The organism is Pseudotamlana agarivorans, from assembly GCF_001642835.1.
Lineage (GTDB): Bacteria > Bacteroidota > Bacteroidia > Flavobacteriales > Flavobacteriaceae > Pseudotamlana > Pseudotamlana agarivorans.
In genome coordinates this window covers 29109-51449 of the sequence record NZ_LXEI01000003.1, presented here as the reverse complement: position 1 = coordinate 51449, position 22341 = coordinate 29109, and the positions used below count along the sequence as shown (strand labels likewise).

General features: G+C 31.7%; 20 protein-coding genes. 10 read left to right on the top strand and 10 right to left on the bottom strand.

Going from position 1 to position 22341, the window contains the following annotated elements:
• Positions 1-7: 7 nt before the first annotated feature.
• Together A6I66_RS06020 and A6I66_RS06015 are read right to left on the bottom strand one after the other, a co-directional pair.
• A complete protein-coding gene (locus A6I66_RS06020) occupies positions 8-1360 on the bottom strand; it encodes an undecaprenyl-phosphate glucose phosphotransferase (RefSeq protein ID WP_067146668.1) in 1353 nt (450 codons plus the stop codon).
• Entirely contained in the window at positions 1361-2347 is a 987-nt protein-coding gene (locus tag A6I66_RS06015; RefSeq protein WP_067146665.1) for a UDP-glucuronic acid decarboxylase family protein, read from the bottom strand. It lies immediately after the preceding gene.
• 451 nt (positions 2348-2798) lie between these two features.
• Here A6I66_RS06015 and wecB point away from each other — a divergent pair, with 451 nt between their 5' ends.
• The 9 genes from wecB (at position 2799) to A6I66_RS05970 (ending at position 12755) form a co-directional block, all read left to right on the top strand.
• Positions 2799-3932: a non-hydrolyzing UDP-N-acetylglucosamine 2-epimerase gene (wecB, locus tag A6I66_RS06010; protein WP_067146663.1), complete on the top strand. Its 1134-nt coding sequence runs from the start codon at positions 2799-2801 to the stop codon at positions 3930-3932.
• Complete coding sequence (locus tag A6I66_RS06005; protein WP_067146661.1) at positions 3932-5242, top strand: lipopolysaccharide biosynthesis protein; 1311 nt, start codon at positions 3932-3934, stop codon at positions 5240-5242. Before wecB ends, A6I66_RS06005 begins: the two co-directional genes overlap by 1 nt.
• Positions 5232-5777 carry an acyltransferase gene (locus A6I66_RS06000; protein ID WP_067146659.1) on the top strand — a complete coding sequence of 182 codons (546 nt, stop codon included), beginning with the start codon at positions 5232-5234 and terminating at the stop codon, positions 5775-5777. The genes A6I66_RS06005 and A6I66_RS06000 overlap by 11 nt, the downstream gene beginning before the upstream one ends.
• Positions 5774-6853, top strand: a complete 1080-nt coding sequence (locus A6I66_RS05995) for a polysaccharide pyruvyl transferase family protein (RefSeq protein WP_067146657.1) — start codon at positions 5774-5776, stop codon at positions 6851-6853. The genes A6I66_RS06000 and A6I66_RS05995 overlap by 4 nt, the downstream gene beginning before the upstream one ends.
• A gap of 61 nt (positions 6854-6914) precedes the next feature.
• Positions 6915-8075: a glycosyltransferase family protein gene (locus A6I66_RS05990; protein ID WP_067146655.1), complete on the top strand. Its 1161-nt coding sequence runs from the start codon at positions 6915-6917 to the stop codon at positions 8073-8075.
• Between the two features lie 13 nt (positions 8076-8088).
• On the top strand, positions 8089-9522 hold the full coding sequence (locus tag A6I66_RS05985; RefSeq protein WP_067146653.1) for an O-antigen ligase family protein: 1434 nt from the start codon (positions 8089-8091) through the stop codon (positions 9520-9522).
• Entirely contained in the window at positions 9482-10282 is an 801-nt protein-coding gene (locus tag A6I66_RS05980) for a glycosyltransferase (protein ID WP_067146651.1), read from the top strand. The genes A6I66_RS05985 and A6I66_RS05980 overlap by 41 nt, the downstream gene beginning before the upstream one ends.
• A complete protein-coding gene (locus A6I66_RS05975) occupies positions 10279-11514 on the top strand; it encodes an O-antigen ligase family protein (RefSeq protein WP_067146649.1) in 1236 nt (411 codons plus the stop codon). The genes A6I66_RS05980 and A6I66_RS05975 overlap by 4 nt, the downstream gene beginning before the upstream one ends.
• 98 nt (positions 11515-11612) lie before the next feature.
• Positions 11613-12755 carry a glycosyltransferase gene (locus A6I66_RS05970; protein ID WP_245683435.1) on the top strand — a complete coding sequence of 381 codons (1143 nt, stop codon included), beginning with the start codon at positions 11613-11615 and terminating at the stop codon, positions 12753-12755.
• A gap of 274 nt (positions 12756-13029) precedes the next feature.
• Here A6I66_RS05970 and rfbD read toward each other — a convergent pair whose 3' ends face one another.
• The 8 genes from rfbD to A6I66_RS05930 form a co-directional block, all read right to left on the bottom strand.
• Positions 13030-13875 carry a dTDP-4-dehydrorhamnose reductase gene (rfbD, locus tag A6I66_RS05965; RefSeq protein ID WP_067146645.1) on the bottom strand — a complete coding sequence of 282 codons (846 nt, stop codon included), beginning with the start codon at positions 13873-13875 and terminating at the stop codon, positions 13030-13032.
• A complete protein-coding gene (rfbC, locus tag A6I66_RS05960; protein ID WP_067146643.1) occupies positions 13875-14420 on the bottom strand; it encodes a dTDP-4-dehydrorhamnose 3,5-epimerase in 546 nt (181 codons plus the stop codon). The genes rfbD and rfbC overlap by 1 nt, the downstream gene beginning before the upstream one ends.
• An 85-nt stretch (positions 14421-14505) precedes the next feature.
• Complete coding sequence (rfbA, locus tag A6I66_RS05955) at positions 14506-15372, bottom strand: glucose-1-phosphate thymidylyltransferase RfbA (protein ID WP_067146641.1); 867 nt, start codon at positions 15370-15372, stop codon at positions 14506-14508.
• 131 nt (positions 15373-15503) lie between these two features.
• Complete coding sequence (rfbB, locus tag A6I66_RS05950; RefSeq protein WP_157614125.1) at positions 15504-16550, bottom strand: dTDP-glucose 4,6-dehydratase; 1047 nt, start codon at positions 16548-16550, stop codon at positions 15504-15506.
• 195 nt (positions 16551-16745) lie between these two features.
• Complete coding sequence (locus A6I66_RS05945) at positions 16746-17813, bottom strand: hypothetical protein (RefSeq protein WP_067146636.1); 1068 nt, start codon at positions 17811-17813, stop codon at positions 16746-16748.
• Between the two features lie 8 nt (positions 17814-17821).
• Complete coding sequence (locus A6I66_RS05940) at positions 17822-19510, bottom strand: DUF6909 family protein (protein WP_067146634.1); 1689 nt, start codon at positions 19508-19510, stop codon at positions 17822-17824.
• A gap of 45 nt (positions 19511-19555) precedes the next feature.
• Positions 19556-21043 (bottom strand): GH3 auxin-responsive promoter family protein, encoded by a 1488-nt coding sequence (locus A6I66_RS05935; RefSeq protein ID WP_067146632.1) that lies wholly within the window; start codon positions 21041-21043, stop codon positions 19556-19558.
• Positions 21040-21912 carry a M23 family metallopeptidase gene (locus A6I66_RS05930; protein WP_067146630.1) on the bottom strand — a complete coding sequence of 291 codons (873 nt, stop codon included), beginning with the start codon at positions 21910-21912 and terminating at the stop codon, positions 21040-21042. Before A6I66_RS05930 ends, A6I66_RS05935 begins: the two co-directional genes overlap by 4 nt.
• 137 nt (positions 21913-22049) lie before the next feature.
• Here A6I66_RS05930 and tatA point away from each other — a divergent pair, with 137 nt between their 5' ends.
• The gene (gene tatA, locus A6I66_RS05925) at positions 22050-22238 is read left to right on the top strand and encodes a twin-arginine translocase TatA/TatE family subunit (protein ID WP_067146628.1); all 189 of its coding nucleotides are present in this window, start codon (positions 22050-22052) and stop codon (positions 22236-22238) included.
• Positions 22239-22341: the final 103 nt, after the last annotated feature.

The following is a 22341-nucleotide window of genomic DNA, read 5'->3' as shown; positions in this document are numbered from 1 at the left end:
ATCACTATTAATAGGCTTTTTCTTCACCTCGAACAGCATTTAAAAAGGTTTGTATAGCAATTTTGATATCGAGTAATAACGACCAGTTTTCAATATAGAAGATATCGTACTTCACACGATTGATAATATCTTTATCGGTTTCTACTTCACCTCTAAATCCGCTTGTTTGAGCTAAACCTGTAATGCCTGGTTTTACAAAGTGACGTACCATAAACTTATCGATACGTTGCGCATACATGTTTGTATGACTTACCATATGGGGTCTTGGCCCCACAACCGACATTTCACCGAAAAGCACATTAAAAAACTGTGGCAGCTCGTCGATACTTGTTTTACGAATAAAAGCACCAACCTTGGTTACCCTCATATCTCCCTTGGTGGCTTGATGTAAATGAGCATTTTCATTAGGCCTCATCGATCTGAATTTGTAACAATCAAACTCCTGGTAATTAAAGCCATTTCTAGATTGCTTAAAAAATATAGGGCCTTTAGATTCTAATCGAATTAAAATGGCAAGAATTGGTGTTAACCAAGACAATACCCCTATTATTATAAAAGAAGAAAATAAGATGTCGAATAAGCGTTTTACAAACTTATTTACAGGCTCTTGCAACGGAATATCCCTTATAGACAAAATGGGAATATAATTATAATACTCATACTTAAGACGTTTGGAGTATATATCCTTATTGTCTGGAATAAACTTTAATTCTCTTAAATTATTATCGGCGAAATCTATTAAACTATTTATCTGTTTGTTTGATAATTCGGCGACCGAAAAATAAATTTCATCAACGCTATTTTCTATGATATAATCGTAGCATTTTTTTAATGAAAATGATTTATCATCAACATCAAATTTCGCTTTAAAATTATAACCATAATCGGTACGGCTCTTAAATGTTTTTATAAGTTGCCTTGTTTTATCGGTATTTCCAATAACGATAACGTTTCGAATATTACCACCTAATACCGATCGATACTTTTTAAGTAAATATGTAGATAATAGTTTAAATAAGGATATCGATACAAATACAGCAATTAAATAAGCCCCCAGGGACAATCGACTTATATTAGGCTGTTTAAAAAACCCTATAAAAGCGTAAAGTACAATAGCAAAAGCAATAATTTGCCTAAATAATAAAGGTATTATTTGGATTAATCTGGTTTGACGTTGCACCTCATAAAAGTGGTTTTTTATAGCAATAATTAACCACAACAATGAAATATACAAACAGAACACATAAACATTGGTTAAATTAATATCAAAATAAAAAACCGCTATGTTTATAATAACTAAATCTATAAAACCGAAGAGAGGTTTTATTAATCCAGAATATCTACTTTTTTTATAATCCACTTATTTTTTTATATGATTATTAAAGTTTTTATGTTCACTTTTGTACAAGTCCTCGTGAGATAAATTTTTAAAATATTCGAAAGTTATTTTTAGGCCTTCTTCACGACCAATTTTAGGCTCCCATCCCAAAATTTCCTTAGCTAAAGTAATATCAGGTCGCCTTTGCATAGGATCATTAACTGGTAAATCTTTATAAATTACTTTTTGATTGGATCCTGTGAGCTTAATAATTTCTTCAGAAAATTCTTTAATCGTAATTTCATTCGGGTTTCCAATATTTACAGGTTCTACATAGTCACTCAATAACAACCTATAAATACCTTCAACCTGATCGTCCACATAACAGAAAGATCGTGTTTGAGAGCCATCACCAAAAACAGTTAAATCTTCTCCTCTCAAGGCTTGCCCCATAAAAGCTGGAATCACACGTCCATCGTTTAATCGCATGCGCGGTCCGTAGGTATTAAATATACGAACAATACGGGTTTCTACACCATGAAAACGATGATACGCCATGGTTATAGATTCCTGAAAGCGTTTGGCTTCGTCGTAAACACCACGTGGCCCAATGGTACTAACATTTCCATAATAAGCCTCTGTTTGTGGGTGTACTAACGGATCACCATATACTTCTGAGGTAGAAGCTATAAGCATTCGAGCTTTTTTAGCTTTGGCCAAACCTAATAAATTATGAGTCCCTAAAGCTCCAACTTTTAAAGTTTGAATTGGTATTTTCAAATAATCAATCGGGCTTGCTGGTGAAGCGAAATGCAATATATAGTCTAACGAACCTGTAACCTCAACGAACTCGGTAACATCATGCTCAATAAACTCAAAGTTAGCATGGTCTTCTAAATGAGCTAAGTTTTTTCTGTCTCCAGTTATAAAATTATCCATACCAATAACATAGTATTCTTCTTTTATAAAACGGTCGCATAAATGTGAACCTAAAAAACCTGCAGCTCCTGTAATTAAGATTTTTTTCAAGTGTGTAAATATCGATTAATTGATTAGTGACAAATGTAAAGGTTTAACTTTTAATGTTAATACTTGTTTTATAATAATCTTACCCATCACAACCAAACAGAACTTATCTGAACACCTACATAATTAATACAAAAGTAACGATACCTATTCTGCAATCAATTTTATGTTTGTTTCTCTAACTTCGATTGATTTTGTAAGAAAACCTTAAAATTAAATTTCTAATACATATAATTTGTATCTAGCTCTAAAAAACTAAATTATTTTACAAAAAAAAGCAAAACACAATGTAATAGACTAAATAAAATGAAGAAACAATTATATTTAACACAAAAAAACATTATTTAGAAAACCTTTTTACTTTTTGTCAAAATAAAAATAGATATTTTAATAGGAATGATTTGTCTTGCCTAGATAAAGTATTGTGTTATTTTTGCTCTTTGTAAATATTATTATGGGGTTAAAAAAGAAAAATTTAATCGTTTTCGGCACACGTCCAGAGGCAATTAAAATGGCACCTTTAGTAAAGGCGTTTGAAAAACAAAAAGACATATTTGAAACAAAAGTCTGTATTACCGCGCAACATCGTGAAATGTTGGATCAAGTCTTGTTTTTTTTTGAAATAACTCCCGAGTATGATTTGAATTTGATGAAACCAAATCAAAATCTTTATACATTAACTGCGGATATAATCACTGATTTAAAACCAATTTTAGAAGAATTTAATCCCGATTATGTTTATGTTCATGGAGATACAACTACTACAATGGCCGCAAGTATCGCGGCATTCTATTCAGGTGCTAAAGTATGTCATATAGAGGCAGGGTTACGAACTTTTAACAAGCGTTCTCCTTTTCCTGAAGAGGTAAATAGAAGTATTGCTGGTAGTATTTCAGATTTTCATTTTGCACCAACAACAACGTCTAAACAAAATTTATTGAATGAAAACATACTAGATTCTACCATATTAGTAACTGGAAATACTGTGATTGATGCCTTAAATTTTAGTAGCAAAAAGGTAAGCACAACTAACTATAAAGATGAAGAGGTAGACAAACTAAAATCTATAGTTGATACAAATAAGCGATTAATTTTAGTCACTGGACATCGTCGTGAAAATCATGGACAAGGGTTTATTAATATCTGCAATGCTTTAAAGAGAATTGCGTTAGATCATTCGGATGTTCAAATTATTTACCCAGTCCATCTAAATCCAAATGTCCAAAAGCCAGTGTATGAACTTTTGGGTGATATTAACAACATTATTTTAATTGAACCCTTATCCTATCCTGCCTTTGTGTGGTTAATGAACAAATCTTATTTAATTATTACCGATAGTGGAGGTGTTCAAGAAGAAGCTCCAAGTTTAGGAAAACCTGTTTTAGTTATGAGAGATACCACTGAGCGCCCAGAAGCAGTGGAAGCCGGAACGGTTTTACTTGTGGGAACTAATAAGAATAAAATAATAGAAGAAACAAACCGTTTATTAACTGATGAATTAGCTTATTTCAATATGAGTAAATTACACAATCCATATGGTGATGGTAAAGCATGTGACCGAATCATATCTTTTATAAAAAACACCTAATGAATATATCTTCTCTATTTAAAAAGAAGATTTTCAGAGAAATTTTAACCTATTCTATTGGTAGTTTTGGGTCTAAAGTTCTCTCTTTTTTATTATTTCCTTTTTACACCTATTTTCTATCACAAAATGATTTAGGAGAATATGATCTATTAATAACCTTGGTGACTCTTTTTGTACCATTGGTTTCTTTACAAATATCTGATGCAACATATAGGTGGCTTATTGGGGAAGAATACGTTACCGAATCAGATAAACAAAAAGTTATTGCCAATGCAATATTCATATTAGTCATAGGTGCGGTAATTTTTTCTGCTTGTTTTGTAGTATATACTTTCTTCAAAAGCTTTAATTATCAAATTTACTTCCTTTTATTAATTTTTCTAAATTCGCTATTACCACTATTACAGAGTATTCTAAGAGGATTAGGCAAAACAAAATATTTTGCAGCAAATGGTGTAATTACCACCTTCTTAGTGGTTATTTTTAATGTCATATTTGTTTACTACCTTAAACTAAATATAAAAGGCGTATTTTTAGCCTACATCATAGCCTATACTATATCATGTGCTATGATAGTATATCATTTTAAATTATTTCAATATTTAAAAATACGTTATTGGAATTTCAATTTAGTAAAATCTATGGTAGGCTATTGCTTACCCTTAATCCCTAACTTAATGAGTTGGTGGGTTATTTCGTCTGCTAGCAAATTTATTATTTTACACTATGAAGGTATTGAGGCTAATGGCTTGTATGCAGTAGCTACGAGGTTTTCTAGTTTACTTTTAGTTGTAAACTCTGTTTTATTATTGCCTTTACAAGACAGTGTGTTAAAAGAAAAAAAAGACACTGTATTTTATAAAATGTTAAACAAATTTATTGTTTTTGAAATAATTCTTGTTTTTGGGTTGGCATTGTTTTCTCCATTAATGACTAAAATATTAGTAGCAGAGGAATACTTTATAACCTGGCAATATATTCCATTTTTATACCTTGGCGTAGGCTTTAATGCTATAGCAGGATTTTTGGGGTTGAAATATCAAAAAAAGAAAACAACATTAAAAATTACATCAACCTCATTTGTAGGAGCAATCGTTTCTATTGTTTTTAGTTTTATATTAGTACAATCAATGGGCTTACAAGGGATCTCAATTTCGTTTATGTTAGGGTTTTTAAGTGTTCTACTCCTAAGATATATAGACATCACCAAAAGGCCTCTTAATAATGCCTGTTTTTATTTAATTTTGGCAGCCCCTATAGCCTGTTATTTAAGTGTTTTATTAATGAATAATGTCGTGCATGTTTTATAACAAATTATTAAATAAAATTAAAATTTACCGAATTAAAGGTAAATTAAAGCACTTTGGAGACTTGAATGATATTCATTCAAGTATAAAAATAGCATTTCCTAGTAGCGTTCATATAGGCTCTTATGTTTACATAGGACCGAATGCAGATATTAATGGATTAGGTGATGTGGAGATTCATGACGGTGTGATTATAGGTCCCAATTTGGTTATTCATTCAGCTAATCACACTTATGTAAATTCTAAATATATCCCATACGATGAAACCTTCGACTTTAAAAAAGTAACCATTGAAGAAAATGTTTGGATTGGAGGAAACGTTATTATCACACCTGGAAGCCATATTGGAGAAGGAAGTATTGTAGGAGCTGGTTGTGTGGTTTCAGGCACCATACCCCCGTTGTCTGTGATTATAGGTAACCCTTGTAGAATTATAAAAACCAGGGACTCTAATCATTATTATAAATTAAAATCTGAAGGTGCTATTTATTTAAAAAATAAATTTATAAAAAAAATTAAACCTTTAACAGAAAGATGAACATATCAATAAAAGGTGCTTATGGTGAGAGTAACTTCGGGGATGACCTCCTAATGGTTGTTTTTGAAGACTATATTAATTCGAACATACAAACAAAACAACTCAATTTTATAGGTGAAGAAAATGATTACGTTTATAAATTTCTAGTTAATTCTAGTTATAATAATAAACATAAAAACGAGATGCTCATCTATGGAGGTGGCACTCAATTTTTTGCATTTATTGAAAAATATACTATAAAGGCAAAATTAAAAAGCCTTATTTCTAATAGCCCCATTGAATTGATTACAAAACTTTTTAGCAAATTTAGATCTGCAAAACAGAAAGTTGAAGGAGAAAAAGTTTTTTTAGGTTTTGGATTAGGGCCTTTTCACGGGAATACTAAAGCTATTAATTTTGCAAAATCACAATTAAAAAACTCATTTTTTATTGGAGTAAGAGATGAAAAATCATTTGAATATTGCAGTGATTGGAACTTAAACGCTATTTTAGGAGCTGATGTAGTTTTTTCATCATATTTTCAGAAATTCCTTAAAACCCCTGATCCATTAGAAGTAAAAGACAATATAGGGATAATAGTTAGAGATTGGGACTGGGATAACAATAAGGTTGACTATCAGAATCGCATTATAACTTTTGTTGATTCTAACCCACAACTTGATGTTACCTATATCGTTTTCTCAAAAGACAAAGATTCAAAATGGATAGAAAAAATAAGTAACAAAAAACATATTATTTGGGAGCCTGAAAAAATGAAAATTAAGGACTTTCTTTTAGTCTTAAACTCCTTTTCAACATTTATTACTGCCCGATATCACGGGGCTATTATTGCTGGGCTACTTGGTAAGAAAGTAATTTGTATAGAAATAGAGCCCAAATTAAAAATACTTACAAAACAAATACCCACATTCGCCCTATGGAATAATGAATTTAACACAGATGAATTAGGCGAAATTTTGAATTCAAAATTAGCATGTACCCATGAAGATTATATCATTAAGCTTAGATCAAAAGCAGATGAAATGTTGAATTTATTCGTAGAAAAATACAAAAGTAAATTTCTAAGTAATAAATAAACCAATACTTTTGTAGTTTTTATACTGGAGTGATGGTACTTTTAAATTTATACTAAAATATATGAATATATATAAAAAACATATACTTGTTTATGACGATGATTTAAAAAAATGTCCTCCAATCTTATCGGTTATTAACGTTCTCCTCTCAAATCACTGTGAATTAACTTATGTAGGTCATTGTAGCTCTAAAAGTATTATTGATAATTTTGAAAAAAACGATGTAACTTATAAGAAAGTACCTGGATATGAAAAAAACGAGAGTACATTAAAAAAAACAAAGATTACATTTAAATACAAGAACGAAGTAAAAAAACATCTGGATGAAACTTATGAGAATGAAACATTAGTTTGGTTTTTTGGAAATAGAAACTCATACATACTAGGTTCATTAATAAAATCATATAAAAGTATCCTGTACTTATTTGAATTTCCTTATGCCTTAAATGTACCTAATCAGTTAAGGGTAGTTGTTCCATTTCTTCAGTATAAAAAAGAAATACAAAAAGCTTGGAAAGTAATTTGTTGCGAATATAATAGAGCGCAAATAGTAAAAGCATATTATGATTTAGAGGTAGATCCACATGTGATTCCTAATAAGTTTTTTATTGATGAAGACCACATAGATTCATTCAATCAGGATACAGAGATTAAAAGCATTCTAGAGCGCGTTAAGAACAAAAAAGTAATTCTTTATCAAGGGATTCTTAACTTTCCTGAAAGAAGAGTGGAAGAACTTTGTCAAGCCATTGAATATTTAGACGAAAGTTATGTCATATGCATTATGGGAGGTGATAATACAGAAAGACAATCATTGGTCGACAAATATGCTTCAGAACGCGTTATTTTTCTACCCTTTATTTCACCCCCTAAGTATATGCTAATTACTAAAATTGCATATATCGGTTTTCTGTCTTACTTCCCAGAACGCTCTAATTCAATAGAAGCATGTATTAATGTATTATATTGTGCACCAAATAAATTATTTGAATATTCACGATATAATATCCCAATGATTTCCAATAATGTTCCTGCACTAAAAAGTAGTTTTGATCAATTTCAAGCTGGACTCTGTACTAATGAATTTACTCCTGAGGAAATTGCTAGATGTGTAAAAGAAATTTCAGCTAACTATACACAATTTTCATCGGGGGCAAAAAAACTTTTTAATTCAGTTAATATCAAAGCATTGATTGAAGAAATTATAATTAAAAGTGAATAATACTGTAGTATAAATGATATCCTTAAAATCACTTAGTAAAACTTTATTTTTTACAGGTTTGTTCTTTTTGCCTTTTAATTCAAATGTACCAAGTTTTTTTATGGTCCTAGGAGAATATGGAAATGACTCTTCACCTATATTTTTTCTTTTATCATTTATTTTTTTACTAACTCACGACCTTATTCGTTCTAAGCTAAGGTTACCTCTAAATTCAATTCTATATGCTCTTTTTTTGATATTTGTTTGCTATGCTCTTTTTGTTTCTTTTTTAAATATATCCCAAATATCCTCTTATTATTTCAAACAAACTTCTGGATTTGAGCGGCTCTTTAAACAATTAATTTCTGTAATACTTTCAGGAGTTATATTTTTTTATGTTTTCTATAACATATGCTATGATTATGGTGTGACTCATTTTTTTAAGAAAACAAGAAAAGTATTTTTAGCAAGCTTGATAGTTGTTAGTATTTATGGTTTTTTAGAGTTTTTCATCATAAACTTAGGAGCGGAATCGCTAACATCAGTTTTATCTATTTTCGATTTCTTTCCTTTTGTCAAAGTTCATTTAGATTATAACTTAGGAAGAATATCATCTACCACCTATGAGCCTCCTGCATTAGGTTCGTTTTTGATAACAATATCTGGCTTTATGTTTAGCTATATTTTAACCTCTGTAGGAATAAAAAAATTTGTACCATTTTTATTAGTTGTAATTCTAGCTTTTTTAACAAAATCACGAACCGCATTTGTAGTAATAATAATACAAATATTAGTAGGTGTATATTTTGCATATAAAGAATCGTTAAGGTTTAGATCAATACTAACTAAAGGATTAATTTCTTCCTCCATATTAGTTATTATTGTAATCATTTTTAATGGTAAAAAAATTGCTATAAGCATAGAAGAAAGACTAGACTCTTTAAATTTTGTTGAAAACACAAAATACGGTAAATCTGATAATGCAGTATCTAATAAATCAAGATTGGGCATACAATATGCAATGTTTCAAGCCTTTTTAAGAAATCCATTAACAGGAACTGGTTGGGGACAACAAACTTATGTTTCTAAACAGTTTTACCCAGAGTGGGCCGTTAAAAATAATTATGAATTTAGAGAAAGTTATCTCAATGAAGAAGTCAAATCTTTCCCCCCTGGGTATAATATGTATCTTAGGGTTTTAGCCGAAACAGGAATATTTGGTTTTTTCATATTTATGCTATTTTTAATTACTATCATTCTAAGTTTACTAAAACAAATTAAAAACAATAAAAAATATAACTATATCACTATGTCACTTAATGTAGCCTTTATTGGATGTTTCTTTAATTGGCTACAAATAGATTCCTTTCGTTTATATGGGTTTTGGATATGCTTAGCTATTTTAATATTACTACAAAAAAAGAATAATGAACAATATAATAGTATTAATTCCGCATTACAACAATAATGAAGGGTTGTTACAGTCTCTTTTATCTATCAGTGAGACTCATCTCCAAGTTGACATATTAGTTATTGATGATGGCAGTAAAAATCCACCAATACTTAAAAACCTTCAGCAAAATTATTCGTGTGGAAAAATTATTATGGAAGTTCTTGAAAAAAATCGTGGTATTGAAAATGCTTTAAATGAAGGCCTAAATATCATAAAAAAACTAGATTATGAGTATATCGGTCGCTTGGACTGTGGTGATTTATGTTTAAAAGATCGATTTAAAAAACAAGTTGAATATTTAACTCAAAATAAAGATGTATTTTTATTAGGGACTTGGGCAAATATAAAAGACACACAAGGGAAGCTTTTATATGTTTTAAAACACCCAACCCAGTATGATGATATTAAGAACAAAATGTACATAAACAGCATGTTTGTACACCCTTCTGTGGTCTTTAGAACAGAAGTTCTAAAACACATAAATGGCTATCCTACCAACTATAAAGCAGCCGAAGACTATGCCTTTTTCTTTAAATTAATCCATAAATATAAAGCAGAGAATATGCCTGAGGCCTTATTGGATTATATCATTGACGAAAATTCTATTTCTTCACAAAAAAGATTTATCCAGGTAAAAAGCCGTATACGAATAATCATTCATCATTTCAAGTTTGGGATCTATCCTATTTACGGATTAATTAGAAACATTCTATTATTATTTATGTCTCGAAATATAACTACGGTAATTAAAAAGGTTTTTAATTCAAAAGAATGAAAATTATAAACACCATTTATTTACTTTTATTTTGCTTATTACTTGTACTCGTACCTTTTATTGATTTAGGAGAAGCGATTACAAACTTATTTATATTAGGCTTAGCTATTTTATTCCCTTTTGTTATTAAAAAAAAACATCTCATATTTTTAAAACAGAACAAAGGAGTAATTTGTATAATTTCCTTAGCCTGTATTATACTTTTAGAAATAATAATTTTTAAAAGGTGGGAAGATTTAAAAGTCAGCTCAAAACTATGGTTATTTATAGCTTTTTACATTCTATCAATACCTCTATTAGATAGAAAAGAAATAAAAAAACTAATGCTTAGCTTTTTATTTGGAGTTTTTGTGTTATTTATTTCCTCCTTAGTTTTAATTGTAAAAGGTTACTTATTAGATGATAATTTCAATATCGCTGTTGGTGATGTTAATTCCTTTCTATTAGGTGATCGCCCATATATGGGTTTTATGTATTTAATAGGAATATTTACTTCCTTTTTTTTAGTGACAGTAACTAAAAATAAACCCTTAAGGTATTTGTTATTCCTGTTTTCATTTTCTTTAGTTTTATTTTTATTTTTTATATCTGCCAGAGCATCAATGCTATCCTTATTTATTGCAATACTTACGGCAATATTCTATATAAAAGATCGAAGAATTAAGTTAATCACTATTGGAAGTTTTACCGCGATTTGTTTCACTATGCTCTATTTTAACAACAACTTCAAAGAACGTTTAACTCTTGGTTTTAAAGAAGATAATGTTACACTTAATAAAATTCTAAGGTTTGAACCACGTTATTACATATGGAATTGTGTGTATAAAATCACAACAAATAGCTCCCCTAAGTTTACGGGATTGGGTTTTGAAAATACCCAAGAAAAATTAAACAGCTGTTTTTTAGCAGGTGAAAACTTTAATAACCAAGAGCACAAACAATGGTTTTTAGATAAAAAATTTAATACACATAATCAATATTTTAATTTTTATCTAGGCTCTGGTATTATAGGTTTAATAAGTATGCTATTTTTCTCATTTACAACCTTAATTGATAATCGCCACAGTTTATTTGCCTTTGTGATAAACCTCTCCATGCTTTTATTTTTTGTATTCGAGAATGTTTTAACTCGACAAATGGGAGTAGTACTTTGTGCTATAGTTCTAATATTCTCTAAAGGCATAAAACTTTTAACTTCCGAAAAGAAATCTCATTTAGAACCAACACCATAGTACAAAGAGGTGTCTATGCTAAAAATTATTTTTTTATTAGTAAGCAAAATTTATTATGTAATTGATAACTTTGCATGAATTTCTTAATATGAAGCATATTGAATAAAATAAAAGTAGTTCATGTACTCAATTCGGTTGGTGGTGTTGACGTTTCGCTACGTTTAATACTAGAAAATATAAATCCTGATAAATTTGAATCTATTGTTATTCATGGTGATAGCGATACCAAAAAGGTGTTTTTAGATAAAAACGGGAATTCAATTAAGGAATATAAATTACCAATACAAAGGGAGTTAAATTTTTTTAAAGATTTTAAATCTATCTATTCCACTTTTAAAATCATTAAAAAAGAAAAACCTGAAATTATACATGCTCATAGCGCAAAAGGTGGGGTTGTTGCCAGAGCTGCTAATATTTTTTTCAAAACAAAAGTCTTTCACACCCCTCAAGCATACTCTTATTTAAGTGCTGAGTCTAAATTAAAAAAACGCATTTTTTTATTTATTGAGCAATTTTTTAAACAATTTAATTCGGTGTTAGTTGCCTCTTCGGAATCAGAAAGACAACGTGGCCTTAAGGAGGTAAATTATAGCTCAAAAAACGCCCTGTTGTTTAATAATTCTATCTTACCTATAAAATTAAATAAAAATAATCCTTCCCAAATCCTTGATCGTTTATTTGATGATTATATCTGTACTGTAGGTCGTCCATCATTTCAAAAAAATATAGAGATGATGATTGAGGTCATTCATAAACTTAAACAAAAAAACTTTAATGTTAATTTGGTAATATTAGGAGTTGGAGAATATAGCCCTAATATTGAGTCTGTTAAAAATAAGATTAAAAAATATGATCTCGAAAATAATGTTTTACTTATTGAGTGGATAGATAGAAATGAAATATTTAAAATCATAAAACGTTCCAAACTATATATTTCTACAGCTCGATACGAAGGTTTACCGTATTCAATTATTGAAAGCTTATCTTTAGGAAAGGCTTGTGTAGTAACGAACAGTGACGGTAATCGGGATTTAGTTGAACATAACTTTAATGGTTTTGTGGTAGACAATGAAGATATTGATCAAATGGCAGAATACATTCAAACATTATATTCCGACGACATTTTAAGAATGAATTTTGAAAAAAAGGCTCTACAGTTATTTGAAAATAAATTTAATATGATTAATAATATTTCTAAATTAGAAGACTTGTATCGTACTTATTCTACTAAACACGGTTAACAAACAAGGAATAATTAAACTTAATTTATTCAAATTCTTAACAAAGCACCCGTTAAAATAATGTTATTCCAGACACCTTTATTAAACTAATACCTGAAGGGGAGTTATCTGTTTTTTGAGTGAATTGATATATGCTATAATACGACGTCCCATACTTAGGTAACAAAACAATTAATGAATTTAAATTTATAATTATATTCAACTAGCACTAGGCCTTTGTTACTCAATCAATTCTCTATTTTTTTGATATAAGTCCAACCAAGTTGTATCCACTTCAAATAAAAAGATTTTCTAAACTTTTCTGCCAGTGAGGTACACGAATAGATAATGCCTGTACAATTTTTCCTTTGTTCAGTACTGAATACTCTGGGCGCTTTGCAGCGGTTGGATACGCTTCAGTTGGGATTGCTATAACGTTTACTTTACTATTTGCGAATTTAAAAATGGTTCTAGCAAAATCGTACCAACTCGTTTCCCCTTCATTACTAAAATGGTATACGCCATAATTATTGTTACTAGTAACAATAATTTTCAATAAAACCTCAGCCAAATCGCCCGCATAAGTTGGGGTTCCTATTTGGTCGGAAACCACTGAAATTTCATCTCTTGTTTCAGCCAATCGTAACATGGTTTTCAAAAAGTTGCTCCCATGCTCGGAGTACAACCAAGAAGTTCTAATAATAAAATGTTCTTTTATTAACTTTTGAATTTCTATTTCACCTTGTAGTTTTGAAGCTCCATATACGCTTATTGGGTTTGGGGTATCGGCTTCGGTATAAGGCGTTGTTTTTTTGCCATCGAACACAAAATCGGTTGAAACATGTAATAAAATCGCTTTATTTTCTTTGCAAACGGAAGCCAAATTTTTAGCGCCTTCAGCGTTAATTTGAAAAGCTTTTTCTTTTTCTGTTTCGGCTTGATCAACCGCCGTATATGCTGCACAATTTATACAGTAATCAATGGATTGATTCCCTTGAAAAAAAGCTTGTAATTCTTTTAAATTGCAAATATTTAATAAAGTAGCATCAGTATAAATAAAATTTAAATCCTTATACTGAACTTCTAAATCTTTGATACAACTTCCTAGCTGCCCGTTTGCTCCTACTACTAAAACACTCATTATAAAACTATATTTTCAAAGTTAGGAAGTATAAGGTCTTTTTCTGAAATAATTAAATCGGAAGCCTCTATTTTCCAATCGATATTTAAAGTATTGTCGTTGTAAATAATACCGCCTTCCGAAGCCTTATTATAAAAGTTATCACATTTATAAGAGAATAAGGCCGTTTCACTTAATACTACAAAACCATGGGCAAAGCCCCGAGGCACAAACAACTGTTTTTTATTGTCTGCATTTAATTCTACAGCAATGTATTCGCCAAAAGTTTCTGAATCCTTTCTGAGGTCGACCGCTATATCTAACACCGAACCCTGAATAACACGTACTAACTTAGCTTGGGCATGTTCAGCACGCTGAAAATGTAAACCTCTTAAAACTCCTCTAGACGAAAAAGATTCGTTATCCTGTACAAATTGAACATCTAAGCCTGTTAGCTCATTAAAGGTATTTTGGTTATAACATTCTAAAAAATAGCCACGATCATCACCAAAAACTTTAGGTTCTAATAAAAAGCAATCCTTCAGCTTTGTTTCCTTTACAATCATTCGTTGTTTTTGTATTCTATTATTATTTTCAATCTATAAAAACGTGATAATTATACCTTATATAATTAATCGTGTTGATATGATTTTATTTCGTTTTTAATAAACCCAATAAATTTTTACCGTAGCCACTTTTAAGCAAAGGTTCTGCTAAGGCTCTAAATTGATCCTCGTTTATAAAACCCATTTCAAAAGCAGCGCCCTCAATAGCACCAATTTTTAAACCTTGACGCTCTTCTATAACCTCAACAAACTGTGACGCTTGCATAAGCGATTGAAAGGTTCCGGTATCTAACCAAGCAGTACCACGATCTAAAATGCTTACACTAAGCTTACCTTGTTCAAGATAAACTCGATTTACATCTGTGATTTCTAACTCACCGCGATGGCTCGGTTTTATATTTTTAGCAATGTCTACAACTGAATTGTCATAGAAATAAATCCCTGGCACAGCATAATTTGATTTAGGCTGCTCAGGCTTTTCTTCTATCGAAATGGCCTGTCCCGATTCGTCAAATTCTACAACCCCATAACGTTCTGGATCATGCACACGATACGCATAAATAATACCACCTTCTGGATCGTTATTTGCTTGCAAAAGTTTTGCTAAACCTGTCCCATAAAATATATTATCCCCTAATATTAAAGCCACTTTATCATTGCCAATAAAATCGGCTCCTATTACAAAGGCTTCTGCCAAACCATTAGGTTCTTCTTGTACAGCATACTCAAAGGTACAACCATACTTTTTTCCATCTCCCAATAAATCTTTAAACAAAGGCAAGTCTTTAGGTGTAGATATAATTAAAACCTCATGAATACCTGCGTACATTAAAGTAGAAAGCGGATAGTAAATCATAGGTTTATCGTAAATAGGCATGAGTTGCTTACTAACCGATAAAGTTAATGGATGTAATCGTGTTCCCGAGCCGCCTGCTAAAATTATTCCTTTCATTGGTTTATTATTGTGATGTTATGGTGATATTAGGCTGATGTAGGCTTTTAAACTTCTAATATCTAATATTTAACTTTTACGATAAATTGCCCTTCGACAAGCTCAGGCTGATACATTTCCCTTACTTACCCCTAACTATACTGCTTCTCGTAATACTCTAGATAAGCTCCACTGGTAACATTTTTTAACCAGATTTCATTTTCTAAATACCAGTCGATAGTAATTTCTAGACCTTGTTCAAAGGTGACGGATGGCTTCCAACCTAGTTCTTTATTAATTTTAGAAGCATCAATAGCATAACGTAAATCATGTCCTGGCCTATCTTTAACGTAGGTTATTAACTTTTCTGATGTTCCCGCTTTTCTTCCTAATTTTTCATCCATTTGTGCACATAATAGAGTTACTAAATCGATGTTTTTCCATTCGTTAAAACCTCCAATATTATAAGTCTCTGTATTTTTGCCTTTATGAAACACTAAATCTATAGCCAAAGCATGATCCTTAACATACAACCAATCTCTGGTATAGTTACCATCACCATAAACAGGCAACGCTTTATTTTGAATGATGTTATTTATTAATAATGGAATAAGTTTTTCTGGAAACTGAAACTGTCCATAATTATTAGAACAATTGGATATGACATAAGGTAGTCCATACGTTTCTCCATAAGCCCGAACAAAATGATCTGAACTCGCTTTTGAAGCAGAATACGGCGAATTTGGATCATAGGATGTGTTTTCGGTAAACAAGCCTGTTTCCCCTAATGTTCCATAAACCTCATCGGTACTTACATGGTAAAAACGTTTGTTCTCATAATTACCATGCCATATGTTTTTAAAGGCATTAAGCAATACCATGGTTCCAATAACATTCGTTTTCACAAAGGCTAAAGGGTCGACTATAGAACGATCAACATGTGATTCTGCTGCTAAATGAATCACACCATCAAACTTATGTGAATTAAAAAGATTGTTAACAAAAAACTCATCGGTGATATCACCTTTAACAAAGGTATAATTTGGTTTATCCTCAATATCTTTTAAATTTTCGAGGTTTCCCGCATAGGTCAGTGCATCTAAATTAAAGATGTGATAGTTTGGATAATTATCAACAAACAGCCTCACCACATGCGAACCAATAAAACCTGCACCTCCAGTAATTAATATATTCATAATTTTTTGCTTTTGATAGCTCCTCAATTTAATAAAATGTCATAAAAGTATATATTACAAACACCTATTTTGTCCAGTTTCACATTTAGATTTAAATTGAAAACACTAAAAACCTCCGTTTTTTATAAAACTAAAAATCTCAGATTAAAAGTAACCTGAGATTTCAATATCTAATACATAAACATTACAATTTAAGTCTTAAATTTTACTTTGCTGTTTAAGAAACTTTCCTAAGCCTAAAAATGCAAAAACGGCAAGTGTTAACCCAAATAAAAGTAACGGTAAAACAAACTTCTTTTTGTCGGTCCAAGTTCTTGTATCATATCCTGTTTCTGGAAAACCAGCTACAATATTTATCACCCCAAACTCTTGAGCTTTTCTTAAATTAACTTCACGTCGTAACTCTTCAAGATCCAAACGCTTTTCAATCACCTTAGACTCATCCACTAACAAACCATTTGAATCGCTATCTCCGGCCATATATAGGTTCGTTCCAGAACCTTGTACAGGCTCCTTACGAGACTCGTTTATTCTAATTTTTAAATACTCATTGGCTAAAGAATCTGTTTTTCGAATTTGACTTCGCAATGCCGCTTCTTCCATTTCCAAATTTCTTTTGTTCGCGAGCACCAAATTTTCTAAATATGGGTTATCGATAAGTTTATGTTTCACTCCTGGCTCGATCGTTTTAAACAAAGATTTGTCGGTTGCAGTCACTCCAATTTGATGTATCGGGTAGTTTGTAGCCGTTAGCGAGTTCACATAACGATCGTAAGTCATTTCTGTTCTAGACAGTGAATCTAGCTTCAAATAAAATTCGGAATACATTTCTGCCACTTGGTTTTCATCAATTGAAGGGTTAATAAAAAACCCTTTTAACTTTACTGCCTGAGATGGTTTTATATTTAAAATCGCAGCTAAACGTATAGAATCCTCATCCAGAGTTAATTGGTGTAACTGTTTAACATTCTCATATACTTGACGAGCCGAATTAAAGTTCGTTTCAACAAACATATTTGCGCCATATGATTTATCGGAATTTACATCTAAAGCAAAACCAGCAGCAAAACCAATAATAATAGCTGCACCATACGAAATAATGTTTTTGTAAAAATGCGCTAGTAAAGCAATTAATAATTTGTACAAACCAATAAATATGCTTGCTATAAACTTAAATAACTTTTCGAAACCTCTTCCGATGACCTTAAACAATTGTCCTAAGTCAACCTCCTCTGATTGTTGTGGTTTCTGCCCTTCGTTACTCATAATAATTTTTAGTTAAGTATTTGTTCTAATATAGTTTTTGTTATTAAATATGTTGGTTTTACTCCAGAAGCTCCTAAACCTCCAGAAGCTAAGGTTGCTCCAGTTTCTAAGGGATTATCACTAGCGTAGTACGCATATCTTACTTTTACATTTTCTGATATACTGCCTCTAACTTTTGATGCTGCTTGAATCGCTTTTTGATAATGCGCCCCTTCCATTTCTAGTCCTATAACCCGCCACGTGGAATTATAAAAGAATTTTAAAATATCTTTATTTTGAAGTGATGTTCCTAAAACCGTAATCATAGAGCCTTCATAAACCGAAATGCCTTGCCCTTCTAAATCTTCCTTTTTAAGTTCATTTTTAAACGGGTAATTATCGGCGGTACCTTCAAAAATGTGTGCAGACGGAATCATAATATCCCCTTTACCACCTTCTAAAATACCTGCTTTACCCATAATAGACACAGAATCTACATTTAAATGAATTTCAGATTCTTTTGCTTTATAAGGCTTGAGTAACTCATCTATAGTTTCATAGGCTTGCTCTCCGAAAGCATAATCCATAACGAGAATAGCAGGTTGCTCTTCTTTTAAAATGGTTTCAGAAGCTTTAACACCTAACTTTGAAGCATCAAATTTAGCTGTATCAAAAAGCTGAACATCAATATTAGCACCCGAAGTATCCTTGATATAAATCATTCCATTTTGCAAAGCTTCTTTGGAAATTTTATGTCTTGAAGTTTCGTTTTCTGGCTGACTTAAAGATTCGTATACTTCAAAAATATCTTTTTTAGAGTTTTGTAACTTTAAAGCTTCTTTAGCAAAAAACGTATTCATGACACTATGCATATTAGCGCTAATAATATGAATAGGACGGTTTAACAAACCTGCTTTAAAAAGCGTTTCTTTTATCGTATCAGCCCATATTTCTCCATGAATATGATGACCAATACGTTCTCTTAAAACTGGACTAAAAGTAATGGTTCTTTTATCGTTATTCGTAAGCTCTTCAATTGCTAGCTTCCCCAACCAATACACAATATGCAAAAACCGTTCGGGCTGAGATGGCATAGCATAAGCGCTATAAATCGTGTTTATTTCATTAAAAGTACGCCCTAAAATATTCGCAGCATGCGTAATAGCAACTTCTCGCTGCTCCCGTGACAGCTTCTTTTTAGAAAGCACTGCTGCTTCTAGTTTCATCCAATCTCTTGTAGTCGCACCGTCTTCATCAATTAAAACACGTCGACCAATTTTATGAGATTCAATGAATATAAATGTAAGATGGGTTAAAATATCGTAGATTTCCGATCGACCTCTGGTTATCTCAATATTCATCTGCTCATCGTCAATGCGGTAACAATTACGACGACGCTTTTTAGGAACTATGGATTCAAAATGTGAATTTGAATAACCTTCATCACTGGTTAGGTTTATAAAGGTGCACTCCTCAATCCCTTGAGGCAGACGATCAATAACATAAAGTAAGCCTTCAAGCTCGGCTTTTTCTTCTCCAACCGAACCATAAATTTCTGGCCTTAAAAGCAACAAAGCCTCTCTTAAAGTTTCTCCAGAAATCCCCATAGGCTTGTAAAACCCACGATTAAACAGGTGACGCATCGTGATATACAACCGCTCAATCGCGTTGGAACTCTCTTGCGCTCGTGTTCTAGTATGATGATTTTTTCCTGACATGAAATCGGTTAAATGCGCTGCAAAGATAACATTATTGGTTGAATCTTAATCTTGAAAACCTTGAACAATTTTTCTGTCGTTTGACAACCTCGGAATTTTATTTTGTCCGCCTAATTTTCCCTGCGACTTCATATAGGCTTGAAATCCGCCCTTCTTAACTTTTGTGATTTTTAATGGCTGTAAAACTTTACCCACTATCAAATCAAAATAATAAGTGTTTTGTTTTTGCAGCGATTCATCTATTTTTTTCGCTAAAGCGGAAAGATCCTCAGGTTCATTTTCAAACTCGATAAACCATTCATGGTAAGGCAGTCCTGTTTCTGGCGTAATTTCTGGAGCTACCGTAAACTCTGAAACCCTAACATCGGTTCCAGCAGTCGCTTCTTGAATGGCTTGTTCAACCTCTTTACCAATAACATGCTCACCAAAAGCTGAAATAAAATGTTTAATACGTCCTGAAACAATAACGCGGTACGGTTTTGTTGAAGTAAACTGAATGGTATCACCAATGTTATACCCCCATAAACCGGCGTTAGAAGAAATTATCATCACATAATTTACGCCAACTTCTACATTCTTAATAGTAAGACGCTGTGGATTTTCATTAAAAAATTCATCAGCTTTAATAAACTCGTAAAAAATTCCAGAATTTAATAAGAGTAACATCCCCTTTTCATTCTGCTTGTCTTGGTAAGCAAAGAAACCTTCACTGGCAGGATACAACTCTATACTATCTACTTTTCGCCCTATAAGATTTTCAAACTTCGCTCGATAAGGTTCGTAGTTAACTCCTCCGAAAATAAACAGGTTGAAATTTTTAAAAATATCCCCTATTTGTTTTTCTGTTTTTTGCTGAAGTTTTTCAAAATACATTTGAACCCATGACGGTATTCCAGAAATGATGGTCATGTTTTCATTAAGGGTCTCGTCTACAATGGCATCAACTTTAGTTTCCCAATCATCAATACAATTGGTTTCCCACGAAGGCAATCGGTTTTTTTGAAGATATTTTGGAACATAATGCGCTACAATACCCGACAACCTTCCTAATTTCACACCATTTTGCTCTTTAAGCTCGGGGCTTCCTTGTAAAAAAATCATTTTGCCATCCACAAACTTACTGTTCCCTGTTTCATGGATATACATCAAAATAGCATTTCTTGCTGCTTCTACATGATTAGGCATACTCTCCTTAGTTAACGGAATGTATTTAGCCCCTGAAGTTGTTCCTGAGGTTTTGGCAAAATACAACGGTTTTCCTTTCCAAAGCACATCCGATTCTCCTGCCACCACACGGTCTACATAGGGCTTTAAAGCCTCATAGTCACGAATAGGGACACGTTTTACAAAATCGGCATGGCTGTTAATACTAACAAAATCATGATCGCGACCAAAAGCGGTACTTGTGGCCTCGGCAATAAGATCCTGAAACACCTTTTCTTGTGTTTTCACTGGGTAATTAGCCCATTTTTGAACTTTATTGTATATAATTTTTGCAAAAGGTTTTGCTAAAACAGATTTTATTGACATCATTTATTAAAATCGATAAAGTTTGTGGGATTAATGGGGTATCCATCATTCCAAAGTTCAAAATGTAAATGTGGTCCTGTTGATAGTTCTCCTGTATTTCCTGCGGTTGCGATTACCTCGCCTGCTTTTACTAAATCACCTTGAACCTTAGTCAAGGCCGAACAATGTTTATAAATAGAGATTAACCCCTGGCTATGTTCTAATATCAACACATAACCAGTACTTGCCGTCCATTCCGAAAAAATAACCACACCATCGGCTGTGGCTTTTATTGGCGTATCTTTGGCAACCGTGATATCTACAGCATAATGCTTATCTTTAGTATCATACGACGCGCTAATCGCCCCACTAACAGGTGGAAATAACACAAAGTTTGTTGACGATGTTGCCGATTCAAACAAATTGTACTTATCTTCTTTATCCACTTTCTGACGTAATATAGAATCTTCGGCACTCGGATTTAAATCCACCTCACTAGCTTCAAGTTTTACGGCATTAATTATAGAATCTCTATTAAAATCAACCTGACTCACATCACCTGTTAATACTTTTTTTATAGAACTATAGTAACGATCATTCATAAGTATAACCTGTTGTAATGAATCGGTTTTATAACTAAGTTCGGTTGCTTTCTTTTTCAATGCTGTAGAAGAATAACCCGGAATATATTCCCGCAATGGTGTTAGTGCGATAATCAGGTAGGTTACCGAAATAAAAAACACCGCGATAAGTGACCCCATAACAAACACGTTTAAACGCGTCAATTTGAAAGACAATCGCTCTTCAAAAGTATTTTCATTAAGAATCACTAACCGGTATTTATCCAGTAGTTTTCTTATTCTTCTTTTTTGTTTCTTTTTTGTTTCCGCCATGCGCAGCAAAAATAAATAGAATTTATGAGATAGTACGGTTGTAACAGCCCAAGAAAAGGTATATAAATGCTAAAGTTATCCTTAAAACGATATTATTAAACATTAATTATTAACTTTGTTTTTTAAATTTACAAGCTATGAACTTACATATGTTACCATTAGCCATCGGACCTTGGCAAATAGCCTTAATTGTGGTGGTTGTTTTACTTTTATTTGGAGGTAAAAAAATTCCTGAATTGATGCGTGGTTTAGGTAGTGGCATCAAAGAATTTAAAGATGCTAGCAAAGAAGAAGAAGAAGACCCTAAAATCGAGAAAAAAGACTAAAAAAAGCTCTTCAAAAAATACAAAAAGACCAGTACAACACATGTACTGGTCTTTTTGTATTAAGGGGTTTTAATAAATAAAATTTCATTAAAAAAGCCCTTAT

Bases quoted from the DNA above. Each gene is read 5' to 3' on its own strand.
- A6I66_RS05930 (WP_067146630.1), bottom strand. From the start codon at position 21,912: ATGGCGGAAACAAAAAAGAAACAAAAAAGAAGAATAAGAAAACTACTG.
- A6I66_RS05990 (WP_067146655.1), top strand. From the start codon at position 6,915: ATGAATATATATAAAAAACATATACTTGTTTATGACGATGATTTAAAA.
- A6I66_RS05975 (WP_067146649.1), top strand. From the start codon at position 10,279: ATGAAAATTATAAACACCATTTATTTACTTTTATTTTGCTTATTACTT.
- A6I66_RS05980 (WP_067146651.1), top strand. From the start codon at position 9,482: ATGAACAATATAATAGTATTAATTCCGCATTACAACAATAATGAAGGG.
- A6I66_RS05995 (WP_067146657.1), top strand. From the start codon at position 5,774: ATGAACATATCAATAAAAGGTGCTTATGGTGAGAGTAACTTCGGGGAT.
- A6I66_RS05940 (WP_067146634.1), bottom strand. From the start codon at position 19,510: ATGTCAGGAAAAAATCATCATACTAGAACACGAGCGCAAGAGAGTTCC.
- wecB (WP_067146663.1), top strand. From the start codon at position 2,799: ATGGGGTTAAAAAAGAAAAATTTAATCGTTTTCGGCACACGTCCAGAG.
- A6I66_RS06005 (WP_067146661.1), top strand. From the start codon at position 3,932: ATGAATATATCTTCTCTATTTAAAAAGAAGATTTTCAGAGAAATTTTA.
- rfbC (WP_067146643.1), bottom strand. From the start codon at position 14,420: ATGATTGTAAAGGAAACAAAGCTGAAGGATTGCTTTTTATTAGAACCT.
- A6I66_RS05945 (WP_067146636.1), bottom strand. From the start codon at position 17,813: ATGAGTAACGAAGGGCAGAAACCACAACAATCAGAGGAGGTTGACTTA.
- A6I66_RS05985 (WP_067146653.1), top strand. From the start codon at position 8,089: ATGATATCCTTAAAATCACTTAGTAAAACTTTATTTTTTACAGGTTTG.
- tatA (WP_067146628.1), top strand. From the start codon at position 22,050: ATGAACTTACATATGTTACCATTAGCCATCGGACCTTGGCAAATAGCC.
- A6I66_RS05935 (WP_067146632.1), bottom strand. From the start codon at position 21,043: ATGATGTCAATAAAATCTGTTTTAGCAAAACCTTTTGCAAAAATTATA.
- rfbA (WP_067146641.1), bottom strand. From the start codon at position 15,372: ATGAAAGGAATAATTTTAGCAGGCGGCTCGGGAACACGATTACATCCA.
- rfbD (WP_067146645.1), bottom strand. From the start codon at position 13,875: ATGAGTGTTTTAGTAGTAGGAGCAAACGGGCAGCTAGGAAGTTGTATC.
- A6I66_RS06000 (WP_067146659.1), top strand. From the start codon at position 5,232: ATGTTTTATAACAAATTATTAAATAAAATTAAAATTTACCGAATTAAA.